General features: G+C 36.5%; 15 protein-coding genes. 7 read left to right on the top strand and 8 right to left on the bottom strand.

Annotation, left to right across the window (positions count from 1 at the left end; genetic code table 11):
* Window positions 1-187 precede the first annotated feature (187 nt).
* The gene (locus GVN22_RS18435; RefSeq protein ID WP_166552484.1) at window positions 188-1,798 is read left to right on the top strand and encodes an erythromycin esterase family protein; all 1,611 of its coding nucleotides are present in this window, start codon (window positions 188-190) and stop codon (window positions 1,796-1,798) included.
* Between the two features lie 109 nt (window positions 1,799-1,907).
* Here the strand turns inward: GVN22_RS18435 and GVN22_RS18440 are convergent, their stop codons facing one another.
* From GVN22_RS18440 to GVN22_RS18455, 4 genes are all read right to left on the bottom strand, one after another.
* Window positions 1,908-3,839 (bottom strand): alpha/beta hydrolase-fold protein, encoded by a 1,932-nt coding sequence (locus GVN22_RS18440; protein WP_166552485.1) that lies wholly within the window; start codon window positions 3,837-3,839, stop codon window positions 1,908-1,910.
* Between the two features lie 352 nt (window positions 3,840-4,191).
* Window positions 4,192-6,003, bottom strand: a complete 1,812-nt coding sequence (locus tag GVN22_RS18445) for a RagB/SusD family nutrient uptake outer membrane protein (RefSeq protein WP_166552486.1) — start codon at window positions 6,001-6,003, stop codon at window positions 4,192-4,194.
* 11 nt (window positions 6,004-6,014) lie between these two features.
* Complete coding sequence (locus GVN22_RS18450) at window positions 6,015-9,164, bottom strand: TonB-dependent receptor (protein WP_166552487.1); 3,150 nt, start codon at window positions 9,162-9,164, stop codon at window positions 6,015-6,017.
* A 250-nt stretch (window positions 9,165-9,414) separates the two neighbouring features.
* Window positions 9,415-13,494 (bottom strand): hybrid sensor histidine kinase/response regulator transcription factor, encoded by a 4,080-nt coding sequence (locus GVN22_RS18455; protein WP_166552488.1) that lies wholly within the window; start codon window positions 13,492-13,494, stop codon window positions 9,415-9,417.
* Window positions 13,495-13,733: 239 nt separating this feature from the next.
* Between GVN22_RS18455 and GVN22_RS18460 the strand changes: the two genes are divergently transcribed.
* Window positions 13,734-14,126 (top strand): hypothetical protein, encoded by a 393-nt coding sequence (locus GVN22_RS18460; RefSeq protein ID WP_166552489.1) that lies wholly within the window; start codon window positions 13,734-13,736, stop codon window positions 14,124-14,126.
* 130 nt (window positions 14,127-14,256) lie between these two features.
* Here GVN22_RS18460 and GVN22_RS18465 read toward each other — a convergent pair whose 3' ends face one another.
* Complete coding sequence (locus GVN22_RS18465; RefSeq protein ID WP_205690954.1) at window positions 14,257-14,565, bottom strand: helix-turn-helix domain-containing protein; 309 nt, start codon at window positions 14,563-14,565, stop codon at window positions 14,257-14,259.
* Between the two features lie 498 nt (window positions 14,566-15,063).
* Here GVN22_RS18465 and GVN22_RS18470 point away from each other — a divergent pair, with 498 nt between their 5' ends.
* The 5 genes from GVN22_RS18470 (at window position 15,064) to GVN22_RS18490 (ending at window position 18,386) form a co-directional block, all read left to right on the top strand.
* Entirely contained in the window at window positions 15,064-15,870 is an 807-nt protein-coding gene (locus GVN22_RS18470; protein WP_166552490.1) for an SDR family oxidoreductase, read from the top strand.
* 17 nt (window positions 15,871-15,887) lie between these two features.
* Window positions 15,888-16,763, top strand: coding sequence for an NAD(P)H-binding protein (locus tag GVN22_RS18475; RefSeq protein WP_166552491.1), 876 nt, complete (start codon window positions 15,888-15,890; stop codon window positions 16,761-16,763).
* 54 nt (window positions 16,764-16,817) lie between these two features.
* A complete protein-coding gene (locus tag GVN22_RS18480; protein WP_166552492.1) occupies window positions 16,818-17,300 on the top strand; it encodes a nuclear transport factor 2 family protein in 483 nt (160 codons plus the stop codon).
* A gap of 74 nt (window positions 17,301-17,374) precedes the next feature.
* Window positions 17,375-18,244, top strand: coding sequence for an AraC family transcriptional regulator (locus tag GVN22_RS18485; RefSeq protein WP_240915705.1), 870 nt, complete (start codon window positions 17,375-17,377; stop codon window positions 18,242-18,244).
* A gap of 1 nt (window position 18,245) precedes the next feature.
* A complete protein-coding gene (locus GVN22_RS18490; RefSeq protein WP_166552494.1) occupies window positions 18,246-18,386 on the top strand; it encodes a hypothetical protein in 141 nt (46 codons plus the stop codon).
* Between the two features lie 80 nt (window positions 18,387-18,466).
* Here GVN22_RS18490 and GVN22_RS18495 read toward each other — a convergent pair whose 3' ends face one another.
* From GVN22_RS18495 to GVN22_RS18505, 3 genes are all read right to left on the bottom strand, one after another.
* Window positions 18,467-19,117 (bottom strand): transposase, encoded by a 651-nt coding sequence (locus GVN22_RS18495; RefSeq protein WP_166552495.1) that lies wholly within the window; start codon window positions 19,115-19,117, stop codon window positions 18,467-18,469.
* Window positions 19,074-19,589 carry a hypothetical protein gene (locus GVN22_RS18500; RefSeq protein WP_166552496.1) on the bottom strand — a complete coding sequence of 172 codons (516 nt, stop codon included), beginning with the start codon at window positions 19,587-19,589 and terminating at the stop codon, window positions 19,074-19,076. Before GVN22_RS18500 ends, GVN22_RS18495 begins: the two co-directional genes overlap by 44 nt.
* 243 nt (window positions 19,590-19,832) lie before the next feature.
* The gene (locus tag GVN22_RS18505; RefSeq protein ID WP_166552497.1) at window positions 19,833-20,879 is read right to left on the bottom strand and encodes an MBL fold metallo-hydrolase; all 1,047 of its coding nucleotides are present in this window, start codon (window positions 20,877-20,879) and stop codon (window positions 19,833-19,835) included.
* Window positions 20,880-20,882: the final 3 nt, after the last annotated feature.

Genomic DNA, 20,882 nt, shown 5'->3' on the forward strand with positions numbered 1-20,882 from the left:
GTCATCTTAAAAATAGTTTGTAATTTATGCAAAGATAAAACTGGAGAGGCAAAAGCTACCAGAGGTTTAGTTCAACAAGGGTTTTGCAATAGTGGTAGAAATTGAACTTTTTTAACATAATTTAATACTTTGTTAAGTAGTCGACTTGGTACCTTTGCCTACACATATTACTTAAAATTTACAGGAAATGAGATTACACCAAATACTAACGTTCTTTATAACTTTCTTAGTTGTAAATGCCTATTCACAAAATCATTACCAACTCAAAGAAAACGATTTGAAATTAATTAAAGAGTCTTTTGTATCGGAAGAAGACACTATAAAACAGTTTGAAACTCTTTATAATCTTGCAAAAGACAAATCATTTGTATCCATTGGAGAAGCTACACATGGAACGGATGAAATCAGAAAAATACAGATACTACTTGCAAAAAATTTAGCTCTAAACTCTAATTTTAAGGCAATTGCACTTGGAGAGTCTCCACTTCTAGATTCTTATCCTCTATTCGATTACGTGGTTAATGGCAATGGAGATACTAAAGTACTATCGAACCTATTTCATTTTAATATTGCCGATTTATTACTATGGTTAAAACAATATAATCTCAATAAGCCATGGAGCAAAAAGGTATGGCTGTTAGGATGTGGAGTTGATACACCTGAAAAAATCATTGATTTTGTATCTACACATTGTACAAACAATCACTATTCTGATGCTAAAAAGCTAATATTCAATATTAGTAAGACTTTTTCAAATCATACCGAATCGTCTACAGGCGTTGATTCTTTGACTTTCTATACATCAGAATTGATTAATATTTTGAACAATCAAAAAGGTAAGGCTGATTCTCTTGATTTTAAGTTAGACTGTATGATTAAATCACTCTCTAATTTGCCAAAGCTATTTGCTAACCGTAATAACTCCTTGGCTACATTTCTTGAAAGAGATAAAATGATATATCAAAATATAGAATGGCTCTTTACTTCAAAAGGGAAAACAGTCATTGTATTTGCTCATAATTCCCATACTAACAAGAAAGCGATTTTAAAAGATGTTTATACAAAAACATACAAACCTTTTGGAGAGTATTTGTCGAACAAATACGGAACAATGTACCTAAGTATAGCTACCGAAATTCAGAAGGGATTCTTCTACAATGGAAGCCCTAATAAACAACAAGTTCTAGAACATCCTACAAAAATAGGAACTATTATAGGGTCAAATATTACTAATAATATTGGCTTTATTGCTTTTAATGAAGGTTTAAGAAAGGTTTTCAATAATTCATCGTTGAAAATTACGAAAGGCACGCTAGAAAGTGCATTAACAGATGGTCAAGGTGTAATTGGCGATGCATTTGATGCAATAATTTTTATAAAATCTTCCAGTCCTTACTTATTCTATGAGGATGATGATTTTTGCGTGCTTTATTTGAATTTAGATAAAGAATTGAAACAAATACTAACAACTCAAAAAATAACACTCTTGTCTCAGTTTGAAACAAATCAAGAGGGTACAACACAGTATTCTATCTATTTTAATGACGTAAATAAAAAGCTTCTCAGTCACAATACGCGCATATTTTCGGTTAAAGATTCGAATGCCACTTTTGAGATACCTCAGAATACTGAATATATTTCTGTTAGCTTGGTTCTACGAAAGGTTACTAGCTTTAAACTAAACTCAATACAGGTAAATGAAAGACCTATAGCTTTGGATAAGTTAGCTTTTTTCGATTGGAATCACAGAGGGTATAGTTTTAAACCAAATAGAAAATATATTTCAGTTACCAGATAGAAAGAAATAGTTGAAATGTAACTCCATTATAAAACTTAAAGCTCTATAGATATGAAAGAGAAACTCGTCATATCTATAGAGCTTTAAGTTTTATAAACAAACCGTGCTCTTACTTAAACAATAGTTGTGAAAACAAGAAAATATCATGACGCCAAACAGGCCAAGTATGTCCTCCTGCGTATTCGCTGTATTGATATTTGATACCCATGTCATCAAATCTTTTCAGCATAATTTGACAATTGGCGTGTGCAATATCTTCTTTTCCTCCCATTGAAATCCAAAATTCTTTTAGGTTTGAGTTGATGGTCGAAGTATTGTTTTTCATGAATTCGTATTGAGGGTCAGATAGTTTTGTATTATTAGCCCACCATCCAGAACTAAATACTCCCAAGTATGAAAACTTATTTGTATTCTTAATTCCTGCGTAGAGTGTTTGTAAGCCTCCCATCGAAAGTCCTGCTAAGGCACGATTTTTTGCATCTGTCTCTACTCTGAAATTATTTTCCACAAAAGGGATTGCTCCATTCAGAAGTTCGTTTTCGAAGGCTTTGAGTTGAGGTTCTCCAAAGCCTGAAATACCACCTCCATTGCCATAAAAATTGCCATCGAGCATTACAATAACCATGGGTTTTGCCTTTTGTTCGGCTATCAAATTATCCAAGATAAGATCTGTACGACCTTGTGTTGCCCAACCACGTTGGTCTTCACCACCTCCGTGTAAAAGGTACAAAACGGGATATTTTTCGGTTGCCTTATCATAACCTGGGGGTGTATAAACGTACATTTCACGCCATGAGTTACTAGCTTTTGAGAAATACTTTTTGATGCGAATATCGCCATGAGGTACATCTTTAAGGGCGTAAAAACCACCTTCTTTATAAGGAATTTCGATACCACTCGCTTGGCGACTCATACCATAAAAAGTTTCACTTGCAGGATCGGCAACGGCTACATCATCAATCAATAAAGAATAGTAATGAAATCCACGACTGATCGAATCGGTGGTAACGTGCCAAAAACCTGTACTATCTTTGACCATATCGTATTTTTTCCCTAAATCAATTTGTACTTTATGAGCATTAGGAGCTTTGACCTTGAATACCACACGGTTGTCGGGTAGGACTTGAGGATACTGAGCGTTACGAATATTTGTGCTGGCGGGAGTGCCCAAAATAGTATACTTAGTAAAAGAAGCAGCATCGACAGGTTTGAATAAAAACTGAGAATACATATACAAACCGTTTTTCCAGACTTTAAAATCATGCACACCAGGCTCAAGATAGTAAATATGTGGCACATCGTTTTGGTACAAATATTCATGCGTACGCTTGCTAAATGAGAGTAATCCGTCGTTATCGCCACAAGAAATCCATAGTAATTTGAGTTTCTTTTTGGCCTCTTCAGGATTAGGCACTAACTCTTTTGGAATCTTGGTATTGGGTGCCGACGAAAAACCACCAACCCATGCAAATTTGTCCAAATTACCTAGGCCAAAGTTAAGCGATTGTCCGCCACCCATCGAAAGTCCAGCAATAGCACGACTTTCTCTGTCGACTAATGTTGGGTACTTTTTCTCAACAAAAGGAATTAAATCGTTTAATAGATCTTTTTCGAATGTAGCAAAAGCTTGTACTTTATCAGGAGCCATAATATTTCCAACTGCACGGTCGTCTTTCATAGCACGTCCATTTGGCATGACTACAATCATCGGCTGGATTTTTCCTGCTGCGTATAAATTATCTAAAATTATTTGCGGTTTACCTCCATTGAGCCATTCTTTTTCATCGCCACCGATGCCATGTAATAGGTATAGTACAGGATATTTTGTTTTTTTGTTAAAGCCTGGGGGCGTATAAACTAGGGCTTTTCGGTTAGTACCTACGGTTTTTGACTCATAGACAATCGTATCTATTTTGCCATGAGCAATAGTACTTTGGAGTACGTCAAAACCTTTTGGCGCTTCGGGGGCTATTTGTTGAGCCTGCAAGCCATTTGCCTGAAGTAATAAGGCAGTCAAGCAAGCCCATAATGTTTTTTTCATAGAATGAGTTATTTTAGGTTGTATTTGTATCAAATACGCGCTAGGCTGTAAGCCGTACGCATTAGGCAAGCACAATTATCTGTAGTTACAAAAAACATGTTAAACTCTTTGCCTAGTGCCTGTTACCTAGTGCCTAGGCATATAACTTAAATCATATTTTGCACTAATACTTAAAAGTACCGTAGGCACGACAGAAAACCAAAATCTTGAGGTCTGTCGCACCTACGGCGCTCTTTTAATAAGTCAGGAAAAAATCCTAATAAACAGGTATATCTATGTTGTATAATTGATAAAGTAAATCTTGAATGTAAAAAATTACATTCACAATTCACCGCTCACGATTCAGCACAAATTAGTATCCGGCATTTTGTGTAAAAGGAGGTCCTTCAACAGTACGATCTATTTCTGACTGAGGAATAGGTCTCAAAACGTGAAAATCTTTCACATAAGGAGCGGCTTCAGTATTCCAAAGTTTAATACGTCTTACCAAAGATTTTGTACGTACCAAATCTTGGTATCTCATCCATTCGCCGAATAACTCACGACTTCTTTCATCCAAAATAAAATCAATTGTTACGTCAGAATCTTTAATCAACATGGCAGCTGCCGCAGCGGTATTTTGTGCTGGTGTATTCGTTTTGCGGTAAGCTGCTCTTTGACGAAGTACATTCAACAACTCGGCTGCCTTAGCCTTGTCACCAGCCTGAAGATAGGCTTCTGCTCCAATAAGATATACTTCAGCAAATCGTGTAATTACTACAGGACGAGTAGAAGGGTCATTGAAATTACTTCCACGACTAGGATCCATGTGCTTTTTGATAGCTGGATACACATCTGACTTCCAAAGACTTGGCGGAATAATAAGTCCTTTAAATGGTCTTGTGCCAAAGAATTGAGGTGCACCTGCCACTTCAAAATCAGGAAGCCAAACGGCAGTATCTACCCCAACCTGAGTTGTGTAAGTAATACCTCTTTTGTTGTTAGCAGACGTAGCAGTGTTAGTAATAGATTGATTCGCAATATATACCGTATAGAAGGTATTGGCAAATCGTGAATCAATATCTCTTTTTACAAAAGCTTGGTCAAGGAAATAGTTCTTTCCAGCCACTTCTCCAGAACTTTGTTTAACACTATTTGGACGTAAACGTTGGTATGGACGACCATAGTATGAATCACGAACCATCAAAGAAGTACCAGAATTTACTAATACTCCACTAGCATTTACCGTAGAATTGACCCCACTGTTATTTGGATAGTTCCAGTTGGTAAACCATGGTGTTAGGTTTTGTCCACCACCACCGCTGGCGCCACCACCTACTGAATAATAACCAAATTTTGCATCATTTGAGTGGTCACTCACAAACATTGTTTCTTTTCCGTAGTCATTAGCAGGTACAAAAGCATCGCCGAAATCTTGCCACAAGTCTAACCCATAGTTGGCTTTGTTGGCAATAATATCACTCGATATTCTGGCTGCTTCCGCATAATCCGTTTGTGAGTTGGTCAACCAGCCACGAGTTAAATAGGCTTTAGCTAAGAAAAATTGTGCAACAGATTTTGTGGCTGCTTTACCCAAGAACGGAGCAGTCGGTTTTTCTGGCAAATCAGCAGCAGCTTCTGTCAAGTCTTTGATAATAAGCTTGTACACTTCCAATGCTGGGTCTCTCTTTGCTGCCTGAGAAGGAACTGTAATAAATTCAGTGTGCAAAGGCACATCTCCCCAAGTTTGTACTAGATAGAAATACCAAAAAGCACGCAAGAATTTAGCCTGTGCCAAATACTGTTTTTTGGTAGCATCAGGAAGATCGATACTCTGACCAAACTTTAATACACCGTTGATTGTATTGACACAAGTAAAGGCCGTTCCCCATGCCGAACCAAAGTTAGTGCCATTCAAACCATTAAAGGTGTGTATAGGACCGCCGCCGCTACTGGCTCCTTGAATAAATTCGTCGGTTCCCGCTTGCATTTCAGAGGAGAACCCTTCAGTACCCCATTGATTACGAATTTCATTGTAAACACCTGCAATACCGCCCAATACACCCGCAGGGCTATTGAAATAAGAAGGTACAATCTGAGATTGAGGTTTTTCTTCTAGTATATTTTCACAACCAAAACTTAAAAACAGCGTACAAGCAAGTATTGATATTTTTATTTTTTTCATTTTTCCGATTATTAAAATTTGAGATTAACACCTAAAGTAAACTGACGCACAGGAGGGTTGTTGAGGTTTACACTAATCACACGGTTGAAATTACCTCCTTGGATGGTGTTACCATAACCGTTTCCTTCAGGGTCAATAGCCAGTTTGTCTCTTACAAGAGGCGAATAAAGAATAAGCGGGTTTGTTGCATTGATATACACACGAGCAGAACTAAAGCCTAATTTGCCAAGCATTTTTGAAGGAAGTGTATATCCTACGTTAATACTTCGTACTTTGATAAATGAACCATCTTGATACTGTGTTGTAGAAGTAAAATCTCTTACACCACCACCAGCATTTGGTCTTGGGAACGCATTAGTTGGGTTGTCGGTTGTCCAATAATCCATCACCAATTGGTTAGAGCGACCTTGGTTAAGGAAGCCAAATCCTGAGCCACCACCAGATGTTCCTGCCAAATAAGGTACTAATACCTTCATACCCATGCGAGCATAAGTCACAATCGATAAATCAAAGTTTTTGTAGCTAACTCTATTAGTGAAGCCTCCTTCCCATGCTGGTTGGAAGTTACCAATAACTTTACGGTCATTTGCATCAATTTTGCCGTTACCATCTACATCCTCTACTCGGATTTCACCTGGTACCTGTACAGGTGAGGTTTGTTTTGCTAAAGTACCGTTGTCTTTATCTGATTGTTGCCAAATACCTATTTTGTTATAATCATAAATAACTGTAAGTGGCTGTCCAACAAACCAATAGTTGCCTTTATTGTCCAGCTCAGTAGGTGTTGTTAGCTGAGTGATTTTTTCACGGTTAAAGAAGTACGTTAAATCTGTACTCCAGTTAAATCCGCTTTTACTTCTGATTACATCAATTGTTACAGATGATTCAAAACCACTACCCTCTGTTTTTCCAAGGTTTTTGAGTGCCGAACCTGCACCATTACTTTGAGGGAGGTTTACTGAAAGCAAAATGTCTTTCGTACTTTGTTTGTACACATCAAATGAACCAGTTACGCGGTTGTTAAACAAACCGATTTCTAAACCAAAATCCCATTGTGCTGTAGACTGCCATCCCAGATTACTTGCTGGCAAACTAGTTACTGTATACGCAAGAGCTTGACCCGCTGTAGTAGTACCGAAGTTATAATAACCTGCAGAAAGTGCCCCTAAAGTCGCATAAGGATCTACGTTACGGTTTCCTGAAATACCCCATCCACCTCTCAATTTCAAGTTCGAAACAGTAGGAAGTTTTTGCATAAACGGTTCATCAATAACATTCCAGCTAAAGCCAATAGCAGGATAGTTAAAGTATTGATTACCTGGCGATAATGTCGACGAACCATCTCTACGGAAAGTAGCAGTCATCGTATATTTATTGTTGAATGTATAATTCAAGCGTGCCATGTAAGATACCAAACCAGTTTCCGAGAAAAAGTTTCCACTAGAAGCATTGGCAGTGATCGTTCCAGACGCTAAAGCGAAGTTGGCTGTTTTGATATAATCCGCAGGTACTCCTTTTACATTAAAGTTTGAACCTAAACTATGATTTTTAGTGATTTCATATAAAGCGGTCAAACTAACTTTGTGTTTTTGAGCAAATACTTTATCATAGTATAATAAATTTTGGAAGTTCACATCCCAATACTCTGTATTTCTAATATCAGCACTTGATACACTTTGATCAGTTCCTGTATTGACAAAGGTATTTGGTGGAGCATAACCATTGAAATGCGATTGACTAAAGTTCAAACCAGCATTAAAGCGATATTTAAGTCCATCCAAAATGTTTACTTCTGCATACAAGCTATTGAAAGTTCTTAATGAACGCTCGTTAGAAAGGATATCTGCTCCGCGAGAGATAAGTGTTAATGGGCTCACTGCCTGAGATTCAATCGTTCCCTTTTTAGGATTCAAATTCACAGAACCATCAGCATTATACGGCAACACCAAAGGCGAAAGACGAACAAGCTCTGTTGGTATACCACCACCCGCTGGATCGTTACGGTGCGTCAAGGTATTGATGGTATTTAAGCCGATTTTTACGTGCTTTCCTATTTTTTGGTCTATAGTTGCACGAATCGTCATACGGTCAAAATTTTGGTTTGGCATAATACCTGTTTCATTAAAATAACCGATACCCATACCATACTGCGTATTTTCAACGCCTCCTTGTAGGCCAAGCTGATGGCTAGTATTGAAGCCAGGCTTGTATAATAAGCTCTGCCAATCGGTAGATACCCCAGCAGCCAAATTTGCCTTTTCTTCTTCTGTCAAAGGATATGCTGTTGTACCTGCACCTTGTGTGTTATACGCTGCCGACAAGTCTTTGAATTTGGCATACTGCTCGCCATTCATTACGTTGTATTTACCCATCATACTTGTTATGCCGTGATATCCATCATAACTAAATATTGGCTTGCCAACTTTACCTCTTTTGGTAGTTACTAAGATTACACCACCTGCACCACGTGAACCATAAATAGCCGTTGCCGAGGCGTCTTTCAAAATTTCAATATTCGAAATATCATCGGGGTTAATATCGTTCAAACCTCCAAATGGGATTCCATCTACCACTACTAATGGCCCATCAAGTCCATCACCACTACCCGTTGTCAATGAACGGTTACCACGAACACGAATCGATGCCTGACTACCCGGCGTAGAGCCATTACTCACAATTGATACACCAGCTGCTCTACCTTTTAATGAATTAAGCAAGTTGGGTGCAGGTACTTCTTTGAGGGTTTTCTCAGATACAGAAACCACTGCTCCAGTTATATCTCTTTTCTTTTGAGTACCATAGCCCACTACAATTACCTCACCAAGCTCACGGGTATCGGCGCTTAGTACAATCTCTACAAATGTTCTTGTACCAATGTTGATTTCTGCGGGTAAGTAACCAATACTCGAAACAACAAAAACCGTGTTTTTAGCTACATTAGACAAAGTGTACTCTCCATCATTATTAGCTACCGTTCCTACATTACTTCCTTTTACCTTAATAGTAGCACCTGCTACAGGTTTTCCATCTTCTGCCGTTACTTTTCCTTTGATGGTTTGTGCCTGTATTGTGTAGCTCAAAAGAACTGCAAACATCATTAAACATAATTTCATCAAAGGGAAACTTTGCCACTGAATAATAAAGTAATTATTTCTTTTCATAGAGTAAAATATGATTGTTTTAAGATAGAATATTGTCCTCTTTAGAAGAGGTCTGTCTTTTGACGGTGTAAAGTAAGTTCATGTCCAAAAATTAGATTAGCACATTTTACTCGATTTTTGTACGAAATGTTTTATCCATAAAAAAATACCAGCATGTTAGCCGTATATAGGTTGCTGGCTAGCATACTGGTATCTCTATTTACTTTTATGGAGGGTGTTTGACGAGAAAAATATATCTTTTCTTGCTTTGCTATATTTCAGTTTTTTCTACCAAAATATCAGTTTTTCGCTTCAATCGAATGTATTCTGTGGGCGTTATTTGGTACTTTGTTTTAAAGGCTCTAGCAAAGTAATTCGTATTTGAAAAGCCTACTTCAAAGCTAATATCTGCAATTCTCAAATCGCTTTTTTCGAGTAAGTAGGCGGCCTTTTTCAAGCGCATTGATCGAATATATTCTACGGGCGTTTCGCCTGTGAGTGCCAATATACGGATATAGAAAGTACTTCGACTCATATTCATCATTTTGCTTACTTCCTCAACCGACAAGTTTGTTTGTAGCATATTTTCTTCAATATGACGTGTTACTTCTAATAAGAACTTTTCGTCTTGCGACTCTACTTGTACCTCTGGCGTTTCTACATTGATATGTTTGCTGTAGGTTTCTCTGAACGTCTGATTCGTTTTTAACAAATTCCCAATTTTGACATCTAACAAATTAAAACTAAAAGGCTTGACCAGATAGTCGTTTGCGCCTAACGACAGTCCATTTAGTTGGTCTTTTTCTTCTGCCAAAACCGTCAAAAGTATAACAGGAATATGTTTGGTTCTATTATCATTTCGGATTTTCTGTAAAAGCGATATGCCGTCCATCTTAGGCATATTGACGTCACTCACAATCAATAATGGATGAGCCGACAAAGCCTTTTGCCAACCTTGTTTACCGTCTGACGCTTCGATAATTTTGTATTTGTCACTCAAGTTTTCTTTCAAGTAAAACCGAATATCTTCACTATCATCTATGAGAAGAATTGCAGGCTTTTCAAACCTCTCACTTGCGGTATCCTGCATTTCAATCGTACATTCTTCTTCAGAAAACTCCTCATGTTGCTGAACAAAAGTTTCCTGTTGGGAAGTACTATTTTTTTCTTTCAATGGTAAGAAAACTGTAAACGTGCTTCCCATTCCTTCTTCACTGTCAACTTCGATGATACCGCCGTGCAATTTGACAAACTCTTTGGTAATAGACAGTCCGATACCACTACCTTGATTTAGCGTTGACTCGTTGGTAGGTATTTGGAAGAATCTATCAAAAATCTTTTCATACATTTCTTTCGAAAACCCTGAGCCAGTATCGCCTACGATAAATTTAATTCCACTGCCTTCTGTCGCTATTTCAATATGGAAATAAACGCTTCCATTCGGGTCGGTAAATTTTAAGGCATTTGACAGCAGATTTAATAAAATACGTTCAATTTTATCTTTATCAAAGTCACAGTAATAGGACTTGGTTGCACTTTCAAAATCTAACTGGATATGTTTGCTTTCTGATAAATACTTAAAAGATTCAAAAATATCTTTTGCCACCTCAATCAGATCTCCTTCTGAAAGATGTAGCTTCAGTTCATTGTCTTCTATTCTTCTAAAATCCAATAGCTGGTTGACTAAGTTTAACAAGCGTTTGGCATTTCGATTAATGAGGTTAAGTGTTTGTATTTTTTTCTCACTTTGTTCGTTTACCAACAAACTCTCAACTGGATTCAGTACTAAGGTCAATGGTGTTTTTAGCTCATGGCTTAGGTTTGTCAAAAATTTGATTTTGAGTTTTTCTAACTCTATTCTGCGTTCATTTTCAGTCCGTTCTTTTTCTAATTCAAACTCGTTTTTGAGCTTTTGAATCCCTCTTTTTCGGAGATACCAAAGAGTAAAAAATATGATATAAAAATAGATAAAATAGGCGATGGGCGTCTTCCACAAAGGAGGTAACACATTGACTTCTATCACCTTTTCAGGCGTATGCCAAGAACCATCCTCACTTTGTGCCTTCAATCGAAATAGATATTTTCCTGGGTCAAGATTGGTATAAACTGCATTAGTGACAGACCCAACCTTATTCCATTCTTTATCAAAACCTTCGAGTATATACGAATACTGACTTTCTTGTGGAGAGGTATAATTGAGTGCCACAAAATCGAGCGAAAAGTTCTGTTTGTAGCTCAGAGTAATCTTATCAGCTACGGCAATCGGTTTGTCAATTTCAGCATTTTCGCTAGGAATGACACTTTTGTTACCAATCTTCAAATCCGTCAGAATCAATTTAGGGGTTTTGTTATTAATATTTAGTGTAGAAGGTATAAAATAATTAAATCCATCGAGCCCCCCAAAATAGATTTCGCCAGACTGTGTTTTGATTCCAGCCCCCATATTGAAAGTGCTCTGCTGAACACCATTATGGTAGTTGTAATTTTTGAAGGTCTTTTTTCTTGGATCAAACTTACTGATTCCTTGGTTGGTGCTCACCCAAAGATTATTTTCTTCATCTTCAAGGATTTTGTAGACGATATCATTTGATAAGAGTTGGGCTTCACCGTACTGTATAAACTTTCTTTGCTGAAAATCAAATGTACATAGGCCCACACCAAATACACCCATCCATACCTTACCACGGGTGTCACAATAAATACTCAGGATTCGGTCAAGTGCTAAATTACTTGTCGCATGATTCAGGATTTCGATTTTATGATTTTTAGGATTATAAATCGCACAACCTGCCCCATTTGTTCCTATCCACATATTACCCTGAGCGTCTTCTTCTAATGTCGTGGTATATCCATTCGTTAAGAAGTTATACACTTTAGAGGTAGACTGATAGAGGTCTCTAATCGAATGTAGCTTTTGGGTAGATGTTTCATAAATAAATACCCCTTCTCCGTTGGTACCAATCCAGATATTACCTTGTTTATCTACTTTCAGACAATTTACGGGAACATCACTACCCTGATTCGCCCTTATTTTGATATATTTTACTTGTTTATTTTCGGTATCCAAAATATACATTCCATCGCCATAAGTCCCTATAATAAGCTTATTGCCAAGTACTTCCAGTGCACCAACAATTTTGCTAGGAATTAATTTATTGAATAGAATATGCTCAATAAGCCCTGTTTTTTTATCATAAAGGTTAAGCCCACCTCCATCGGTCCCTATATAGATTTTTCCGTTGGGCATTTCGGCGAAGGAAGTAATCGATCTTGCACTCAAGCCACGTGCATCGAAAGGATTATAAGATTTGTGATTAAAAAAAGCCAAATTAGCATCGTACTTATTAATACCTCCTTGTAAGGTACTTAGCCAGTAAAGCCCATTATGGTCGATATAAATTTCTCGTACCGAATGACCTACAAAGTCATTTTGGTAATACTGATTTTTAGCGATTGTATTTGCTATTCTAAAGGCTTTTTTGGTATGTGTATCAAAAACATTAGCTCCATCATCAGTACCAACCCATAACATCCCGTCTTTGTCAAAAATGATTTTATAAATTTTGTTATTACTGAGTGTATTAGGATTGTTGGGATGATGTTGGTAGCTCAAAAATCGATTATCGTCTTGTAATAAATTCAAACCTTCATCGGTACCAAACCAAAATTCACCATTGGTTCCTTCTGCAATAGAACGAACTATACTACTCGATATACTAGTAGGATTTTTAGGATTATGTTCAAATCTAATAAAGCCCTTTCTATCTTCTTTTAGTCTATGTAAACCTGCGTTTGAGCCTACCCAAATTCGTTTTTTTGAATCCTCAAACAAGCACAAAATTACATCAGAAGATAAAGCATCGACATCTTTTTCATTTTTTCGGTAGCCTCGAATTTGCTTTGTTCGCGTATCCAAATAGTATAGACCCGTATAAGTACCCACCCACAAATTTCCTCGACTGTCGGAACACAAACTTCTAATCCAACCATAAGGGGTGAAATCAATATTTGTAAATTGATTTTGGCTACGGTCGTACAAAGACAGCGTTGTGCAAATTCCCACCCATAAGTTGCCATGATTGTCCTCGGTTATTGCCGCCACCGAACCTCTTCCGATACTTCTGGGATCAGAATCTTTGTGACGGAACACCTTAAAGTTTTGCCCATCAAACTTTGTTAGACCATCATCAGTCCCAAACCACATAAAACCGTCCCTATCCTTGTGGATTGCATAGGTTGTATTGGAAGCTAAACCATTTTTGGTAGTATAATTGGTAAAATTATAGATTGAGTGCTGGCTCCAACTTTGATGATACAATAGAATAAAAATATAAGCGATTATTTTTTTCATAAGCTGGGAGTTTTAAGCAGTAATCAATATCTCTAGGCTAAAAAGAAATTAAATGTCCTTTTCTACTTTCGATTAGGGAAATCTACAAACGTTGAGCTCCGAATTTTAAATAAACTAAATAATTTTAGTTACGCTTTCGAATGATAAAGAAAAAATACTACTTTTGAAAAGATACATCTTAATGCCAAGCTTAAATACCTCGTTAGTAAATAGTTACACTATTCATAAAAATTGAAACTATGAAAAACTTATCAAGTTCCTCTCCGTCTATTCAACAATCAAAACCTTGTAATCTTAGATTATTGTTAGCATTTATAGTACTGGCTATAAGTAGTTTGGGGTGTAGTAATCAGATGTTTCCTGATACATTTATTACCTTAAATCCTGATAAATACTACAAGCCTACTTCAGCTGATTCTGTGCAATTATATGTTACTCAACTTCCATCAAAACCATACCATGAAATCGGTATTTTGTATATCAGAACAAGAACCAATAGATATGATGGTAGTGCAGTAAATCAGAATCTAGCTATTTTGAAAAAAATAGCAGCAAATCATGGAGCAGATGCCGTTATTAGACTCGACGTGACCGATTTTAATATCAAAGGAGTTGCGGTGAGTTGGAAATAGCTTGTTTAGTTAGTTTAGTTATTTTCAATTTATCTTTATTTAAGCAATGCTTCGTTTGAGTCCAAGAGTCCTACTGGTTGTATTGTGGGTCCAAAATCTAAACCGACCTTAATTTCTGTAATAAGCTTCATCATTTTTTTCTTCCTCTTTGTCGCGATACACCATCAGTTCCTTTCAATACATCATCAATAGAATTAAATACTGGTTTTGATGGTTTAAGAATATTGATGAGTTCTTCTAGTTCACCAACAACCATTAGGATTTTTAAGAAAGATTCTAGCGAAATAGCGCCTTTCTGCTCAAATTTTCGCAACGTCGGAAGAGGAACCCCCGACCGTTCAGCAAGTCCTTCCTGAGTAAGCTCTATGGATAATCGTCTAGCGCGTATATTTTCAGCTATTTTAAGTTGTGCTTTCGAAGGCGATATAAGTGATATCATAGTAGTACTTATGGATTATAAAAGCCAATACTAATATTATAGTATTACCAATATGAATAAAACATAAGAGCAAAACAGCTCTTTTTATTCTCTTATATCGGCCATTACTCAAAATAAATCACCTTGGCCATGCTCAGAATTCCCCTAGATTTGAAACAACAAAAAGGCATAAAGTTTCTTTCATCTTTATCCATTTTCTAAACTATTGGTAGATTATTCTAACTGAAAACAAGTCTTCGTGTAATTCAATGTATGCTTGATGATCCGGTGGTTTAGTTTGGTCAGACAGGCTTTATAAATCCAAGTAAGCCTCATCAGTGTACCTCATAAATACTCACTCCCCAAAATAAACAGTTACAAGAAATCATACTAGGAGTAAAAGCGTAACTTTTACCCCAAAAAAAGTTACGTCATTTTGGCTACAAGCTATTCCTATTTGGCAACAATTATCTATCTGCTTCTGTAGAATTTTGCATTATCATTTTTATTCATTCAAATATGCAAAAGTCTATTTTTATCACAGGTGCCTCTAGCGGTTTGGGCAAAGCCACAGCAAAACTCTTTCAATCCAAAGGCTGGAGGGTTTTTGCAACTATGCGAAATCCAGAAAACGAAACGGAATTAACACATCTCGACAATGTTACTGTTTTAAGGCTAGATGTAACTAACCCATCTCAAATCGAAAGTGCGATTCATCAAGTCCTTCATAATCATGATATTGATGTTGTCGTAAATAATGCGGGCTATGGATTAGTGGGTGTTTTGGAGGCATTGTCTGATGAGCAAATTACTCGACAGCTCAATACCAATTTGTTGGGAGTTATTAGAGTCACTCAAGCATTTACTCCATTTTTTCGCCAAAGAAGAAAAGGAATGTTTATCAATATTACCTCTATGTTTGGTTTAATTGGGTACCCTACTTGCTCGATATATTCTGCGACAAAATTTGCTATTGATGGCTTTTCAGAAAGTCTAGCGTATGAACTAGCCCAATTTGATATACAGATGAAGATTATTGCTCCAGGAGGCATCCAAACTGATTTTGCGGGGCGCTCCTTGGATGGAGCAACGCATCCTGCATATCAAACTTTAATTGATAAAGTAAGCGAAGGTTATAGCGAAGAGCGTATTAGTCAGTTTTCTACGGCAACACAAATAGCATCAGTCATTTATGAAGCAGCTACCGACCAGAAAAACCAACTTCGGTACATAGCAGGAGCAGATGCTAATCAACTATATCAAGAACGCTTAGTGGGAGGCTCTGAAAAACAAGTTCAACAATTATTACAAGCATTTACTCAATAATTAAAATCATCAATAACATGATAACAATTACAGGAGCTTCCGGAAAAATTGGCTCCAAAACAGCAACAGCTTTACTCAAAAATGGCAAATCCGTGAGAGTAATTGGTCGAAATGCACAAAGTTTACAACATCTAAAAGAACTAGGTGCTCAAATAGCAGTAGGGAACATGAGTGAGGTGGATTTTCTAACAAAAGCATTTTCTAATTCGGAAGCTGTATTACTTATGCTGCCGCCCGACAAAGAAACTTCAGATTTTGGGGCGTTTCAAGACCAAGTAGGGGAGGCCCAATGTGAGGCAATTATTAACGCTGGAGTTAAAAATATTGTATTTATTTCATCACAGGGTGTTCATGATGTACTACATACAGGTACGGTTAAAGGTTTGGGTAGACAAGAACTACGATTGAATCAATTGCCAGATGAAGTCAATGTACTGAGTATTCGTGCAGAGGGTTTTATGGAAAATCTGATAGACTCCCTAAAGTTATTCAATACTATTGCTACTCCTTTACGCCCAGAGGTAAAAACAGGTTTAATAGCTACAGATGATATTGCAGATTTTGCTGTACAACGATTATTAAAACTAGATTTTACTGGTAAATCATACCAAGATTTACTTGGTGATAGAGACTACAGCCAAACCGAAATTGCCGCAATTGTTGGTGCTGCCATAGGTAAACCACAAATAGAATATGTACAGTATGCCTATGAGACTTATAAAAATGCTTTACTAAAAGCAGGAATATCCGAAAGTAGAGCAACCCTAATTACCGAGCGTTATAAGTCTATTAATGACGGATATTTCAATGAGGGAGTAAGAAATAATATATCTACAACTCAAACTTCTTTGGAGGATTTTGCCCAAAATATCCTTAGTCCAATGTTCAGATAGGTCTGCCTATCAAATTGATTATAAGAAATTTAAGATACTAAACTCGAAAATATTATGAGCCCCGAAAGAGCCGTCCAACAAGTGCTAGCCCAATACGTCAGAGCCGCAGATTCGCTCAATGGCGAGGCACTTAGTCAACTTTTTATAACAAATGGAAAAGTTGAGATTTATGATTGGAATGCAGGAAATCCATCCTTGCTATTTGTCTTGAATGGTAAAGACCAAATCGCTAATGCTATTTCAAATTTGATGAAACCACATCCTAACAAGGGTTGGAGCCACCATACAACTCATGACCCTCTCATTACCGTAGAGGGCAACTATGCCGAAATGGATGCCCAATTTATACGTTTTGACTCTATCGGTGCTATTCGTCCTGAAAATGGGTGGACAGTAGGTACCGTTGGGTTGATAGGAAGTGTTAAACCAACAGAGTCAGGCTATTACAAACCTTCATTGGTATTGGAGGATGGAACTTGGAAAATTACCACACATCGCATTTATCATGATTTGACCTTTGTATTTCCAGAACAATAAGCATAATAACTTCTTATATTTGGTTTATGAAAAAGGAAATAAACATACCGCTCAAACTGAATTCTATTTCAGAAATGCACAGAGCTCTGGGTTTTCCTAAACCCATGCACCCACTGGTGAGTCTGGTCAATTATGCTGATATAACGATGCCACATGAGCAGTGGCCCAAATCGATTCTTCCTAATTTTTTTAAAATATCCTATAAAATAAATCCATTGGGGAAAATAAAATATGGTCAAGGCTATTATGATTGTGCTGAAGGTGGACTATCGTTTATATCTCCAAATCAAGTAATAGCCTGTTCTGATGACAAACGCAACTATACAGGGTATACCTTACTTATTCATCCAGATTTTTTGAGAGGATATCCGCTATCTACTCGAATTAATTCATTTGGTTTCTTTTCCTATTCAGCCAATGAGTCTTTGCATTTATCCGAGAAAGAGCGCTTAATCATTTTCTCTGTATTTGATAATATCAAAGAAGAACTCAACGGAAACATCGACGACTTTAGTCAAGATTTAGTCATTTCACATATCGAAGTATTGCTCAATTACAGTAATCGCTTTTACAAACGTCAATTTATTACTCGGAAAGTTGTTAATAATGAACTGATTGCCCAAATGGAAATGATACTAAATGACTATTTCAACAGAGAAGAAGGGCTCAACAAAGGGCTTCCTTCTGTAGAGTATTTGGCAGAACAATTAAATGTTTCGCCACGATATTTAAGCGATATGCTTCGGGCGCATACAGGGCAAAATGCACAACAGCATATTCATGAAAAATTAATCGAAAAAGCCAAAGAATACTTGATTGCTACCGACTTATCCGTTTCCGAAATAGCCTATCAATTAGGCTTCGAGCATTCACAATCTTTCAACAAAGTATTCAAGAAAAAGACACAATTGACCCCTATTGAATACAAACAATCATTTAATTAATATGAATATCAAAACCTTTATTGAAGAATTTATCAATGCAAGCAATACCTACAATACAGAGGCCTATTTAGAAAAATGGCATAGTGACGCTTCGCTTGATGACCCTTCGGTAGACAAATTTTTGAGGGACTTTCAGGTATAAAAAAATATTTTGAAAATTATTTTATTGGCTACAAAACACAAACCAAACTCATTGATTTAGTTGTGTTAAATGACAGTACTCTACACTACTAAAATTTGATATTCGAATAACTGTAATTTTTGGATGATATATCGAGTAAATATTTTAAATACTGGGAGTAAATGTCTCTCAACTAGTTCTGGTTTACGGAAATTTTCAAAAATCAAGTTCATACCTGTTCTAAAAAAGCTATTTATCTTATAGTTATCCGTATTAACTTTTATTGGCTTAATTTTTCGATTTACATAAATTCCCAAACTCACACAAAAAGCATAGGCTATACTCACCATTGCTATTAGTTTTTGAATTCTTTTTAAGTCTTGTAGATGAGTCTCTTCAAGATTAAATCCTCTGGTTTTAAGATTTTGAAAACATGCTTCTATAACCCATCTTTTTTTATAAAGTTGAGCTAAGAATTTTGAATTACAATTACCAAATAGGAAGAGAATATCACCGTCAGGTAATGGCTTAATATAGACATTCCCCCAAACACTATCTACCATACAGTCAACGAGATATGTTCCGTTTGGAAATGATTTACTAAGGTCTTTGGCTTTAAGTATATCACCATTAAGTCGATGAATATGATGACTTTGTGGAACTCTAACACAAAAAGTTAAGCCTTGGTCTTTGAGCCATTTTAACCATTTATGACCAATAAACTGGTGTGCCAGCCCAGTCTCTGTCAGCAAGGATTAAACCAATTCTTTTTTTATCTATAATTTTAAAAACTTTTCCTAGTAAATCTATTCTATTATCACTATTTGAGTTTCCACTATTATTGTCTAACATTTCCCAATAAAATGGAATTTGGAAATTATCATGACCTACTAATACCATTAAAATATTAATTTGGATCTTTCCAAAATCCCACTCTGTTCGGTCAATACAAATTCGGAGTTTCTTATTTTTAGGAAGTAGTGTTAGTAATAAGATAGAGACAAAATCATAATCTATATCTACTTCACGATAAAAATCCTGAATACGAGTCATATTGGATTGGACTTTCACCTCAGCATTTAAAAATTTTGCTGTTTTAAAGAACTGAACTGAACTACTTTGAATCAAAGCGGGTATATAGAAGCCAAGGAATTCTTTTCGTGAGGCATTTTTTACAATTTTGTTTTCCTTTAAAATTCTTCTAATTTCGTTTTGGAGGTTCATTATTATTGTTTTTTCTTGTTCGCAAAACAAAATTACAATGATTTTGAGCCTCTTTTATTTTTAGTAGTGTAGAGTAAAATGACAGCGAGGCTCATATTGAAGTTGAATTTACAGGTGATTTTCCAGAAGGAAAAATTGGGGGAAAATTTGATTTTAAATTTAGGAATGATAAAATAGCAAGTGCTAAGGCCGATCTAATTTAAGTCGGTTAAGTATTTCTTGTTTTAGGAAAACAATTAATCATTACACCCCAAAAGGTTTTCCTAAGTGCAATATTTGAAGTTCATTATTAATTTTTCCCGCTGCTTTTAGGGTGGTTAATATCTTTTCAGGCTCGCTCATTGGTTCATCAGCAGCGTCGAATGTACCATAATGAAAAGGAATAAATGTCTTTGCTCCAGTTTCGTTGAAGGCTTTGGCTGCATTATAGGGGTCTTGGTGATTGGGTGACATAAACCACGTTGGTGCATAAGCTCCAGCACCGATTAAGGCCACATCTATTGCTGGAAAAAGTTCACCAATAGCTTTAAAATGTGAGCCATAGCCAGAATCCCCGCCATAGTAGAGACACTTATCTTTTGACTGAATCATAAAACCACCCCATAGGCTTGTATTGGCATCAAATGGGCTTCTATTTGCCCAGTGCCTTGATGGTAAAAACGTAATAGTTAGCTCATTGTCAAGCTGATACTGTTGGTACCAACCAGCCGACTGAATCGGATTATTTATCCATTTGGCTATTAGCGTCTCAAGTTTTAATCCTACTAAAATTTGCGCCTCTGGATTATTTTTGGCTAAAAGCTTTATACTTTTCTTGTCACAATGGTCATAGTGTGCATGCGAAACAAGAATATAGTTGATATGAAGTAGCTTCTCAGGGTCAACAGGCAAGGGTGAATAACGTTTGCCTACTGGCAAACTCCCAAAAATTGGATCAATTAAAATACGAATACCTGATAACTGAATAAAGAAGCTTGCATGTCCCAGCCAAACAATTTTATCAGAAGAATCCATTAGCCAATCATCGTTTTTCTCGACAGGTATTCGCCATGTATCTTTTTTCTTGAATTGCTTTTGAGGATTTTTTCCCAACATAAATTTGATAATTGCACCTAAGCGAATAACTGTTGGAAATTCATGATTCATAAACAATCCATGCTGGTCCAAAGGTGTACCTAACCAATCTTGCTTAATGGTTTTTAATGCTGTATTTGAGGTGTAACCTTTGACTATTGGTACGTTTTTTCCCAAAAAAAACTTTTTGATAAAAATCAAGAATAGAGTTAACATTTT

The organism is Cellulophaga sp. BC115SP (assembly GCF_009905545.1).
Classification (GTDB): Bacteria; Bacteroidota; Bacteroidia; order Cytophagales; family Spirosomataceae; genus Flectobacillus; species Flectobacillus rivi.

Coding starts and splice junctions, on each gene's coding strand:
- GVN22_RS18435 (WP_166552484.1), top strand. CDS start 188: ATGAGATTACACCAAATACTAACGTTCTTTATAACTTTCTTAGTTGTA.
- GVN22_RS18440 (WP_166552485.1), bottom strand. CDS start 3,839: ATGAAAAAAACATTATGGGCTTGCTTGACTGCCTTATTACTTCAGGCA.
- GVN22_RS18445 (WP_166552486.1), bottom strand. CDS start 6,003: ATGAAAAAAATAAAAATATCAATACTTGCTTGTACGCTGTTTTTAAGT.
- GVN22_RS18450 (WP_166552487.1), bottom strand. CDS start 9,164: ATGAAAAGAAATAATTACTTTATTATTCAGTGGCAAAGTTTCCCTTTG.
- GVN22_RS18455 (WP_166552488.1), bottom strand. CDS start 13,494: ATGAAAAAAATAATCGCTTATATTTTTATTCTATTGTATCATCAAAGT.
- GVN22_RS18460 (WP_166552489.1), top strand. CDS start 13,734: ATGAAAAACTTATCAAGTTCCTCTCCGTCTATTCAACAATCAAAACCT.
- GVN22_RS18465 (WP_205690954.1), bottom strand. CDS start 14,565: ATGATATCACTTATATCGCCTTCGAAAGCACAACTTAAAATAGCTGAA.
- GVN22_RS18470 (WP_166552490.1), top strand. CDS start 15,064: ATGCAAAAGTCTATTTTTATCACAGGTGCCTCTAGCGGTTTGGGCAAA.
- GVN22_RS18475 (WP_166552491.1), top strand. CDS start 15,888: ATGATAACAATTACAGGAGCTTCCGGAAAAATTGGCTCCAAAACAGCA.
- GVN22_RS18480 (WP_166552492.1), top strand. CDS start 16,818: ATGAGCCCCGAAAGAGCCGTCCAACAAGTGCTAGCCCAATACGTCAGA.
- GVN22_RS18485 (WP_240915705.1), top strand. CDS start 17,375: ATGCACAGAGCTCTGGGTTTTCCTAAACCCATGCACCCACTGGTGAGT.
- GVN22_RS18490 (WP_166552494.1), top strand. CDS start 18,246: ATGAATATCAAAACCTTTATTGAAGAATTTATCAATGCAAGCAATACC.
- GVN22_RS18500 (WP_166552496.1), bottom strand. CDS start 19,589: ATGAACCTCCAAAACGAAATTAGAAGAATTTTAAAGGAAAACAAAATT.
- GVN22_RS18505 (WP_166552497.1), bottom strand. CDS start 20,879: ATGTTAACTCTATTCTTGATTTTTATCAAAAAGTTTTTTTTGGGAAAA.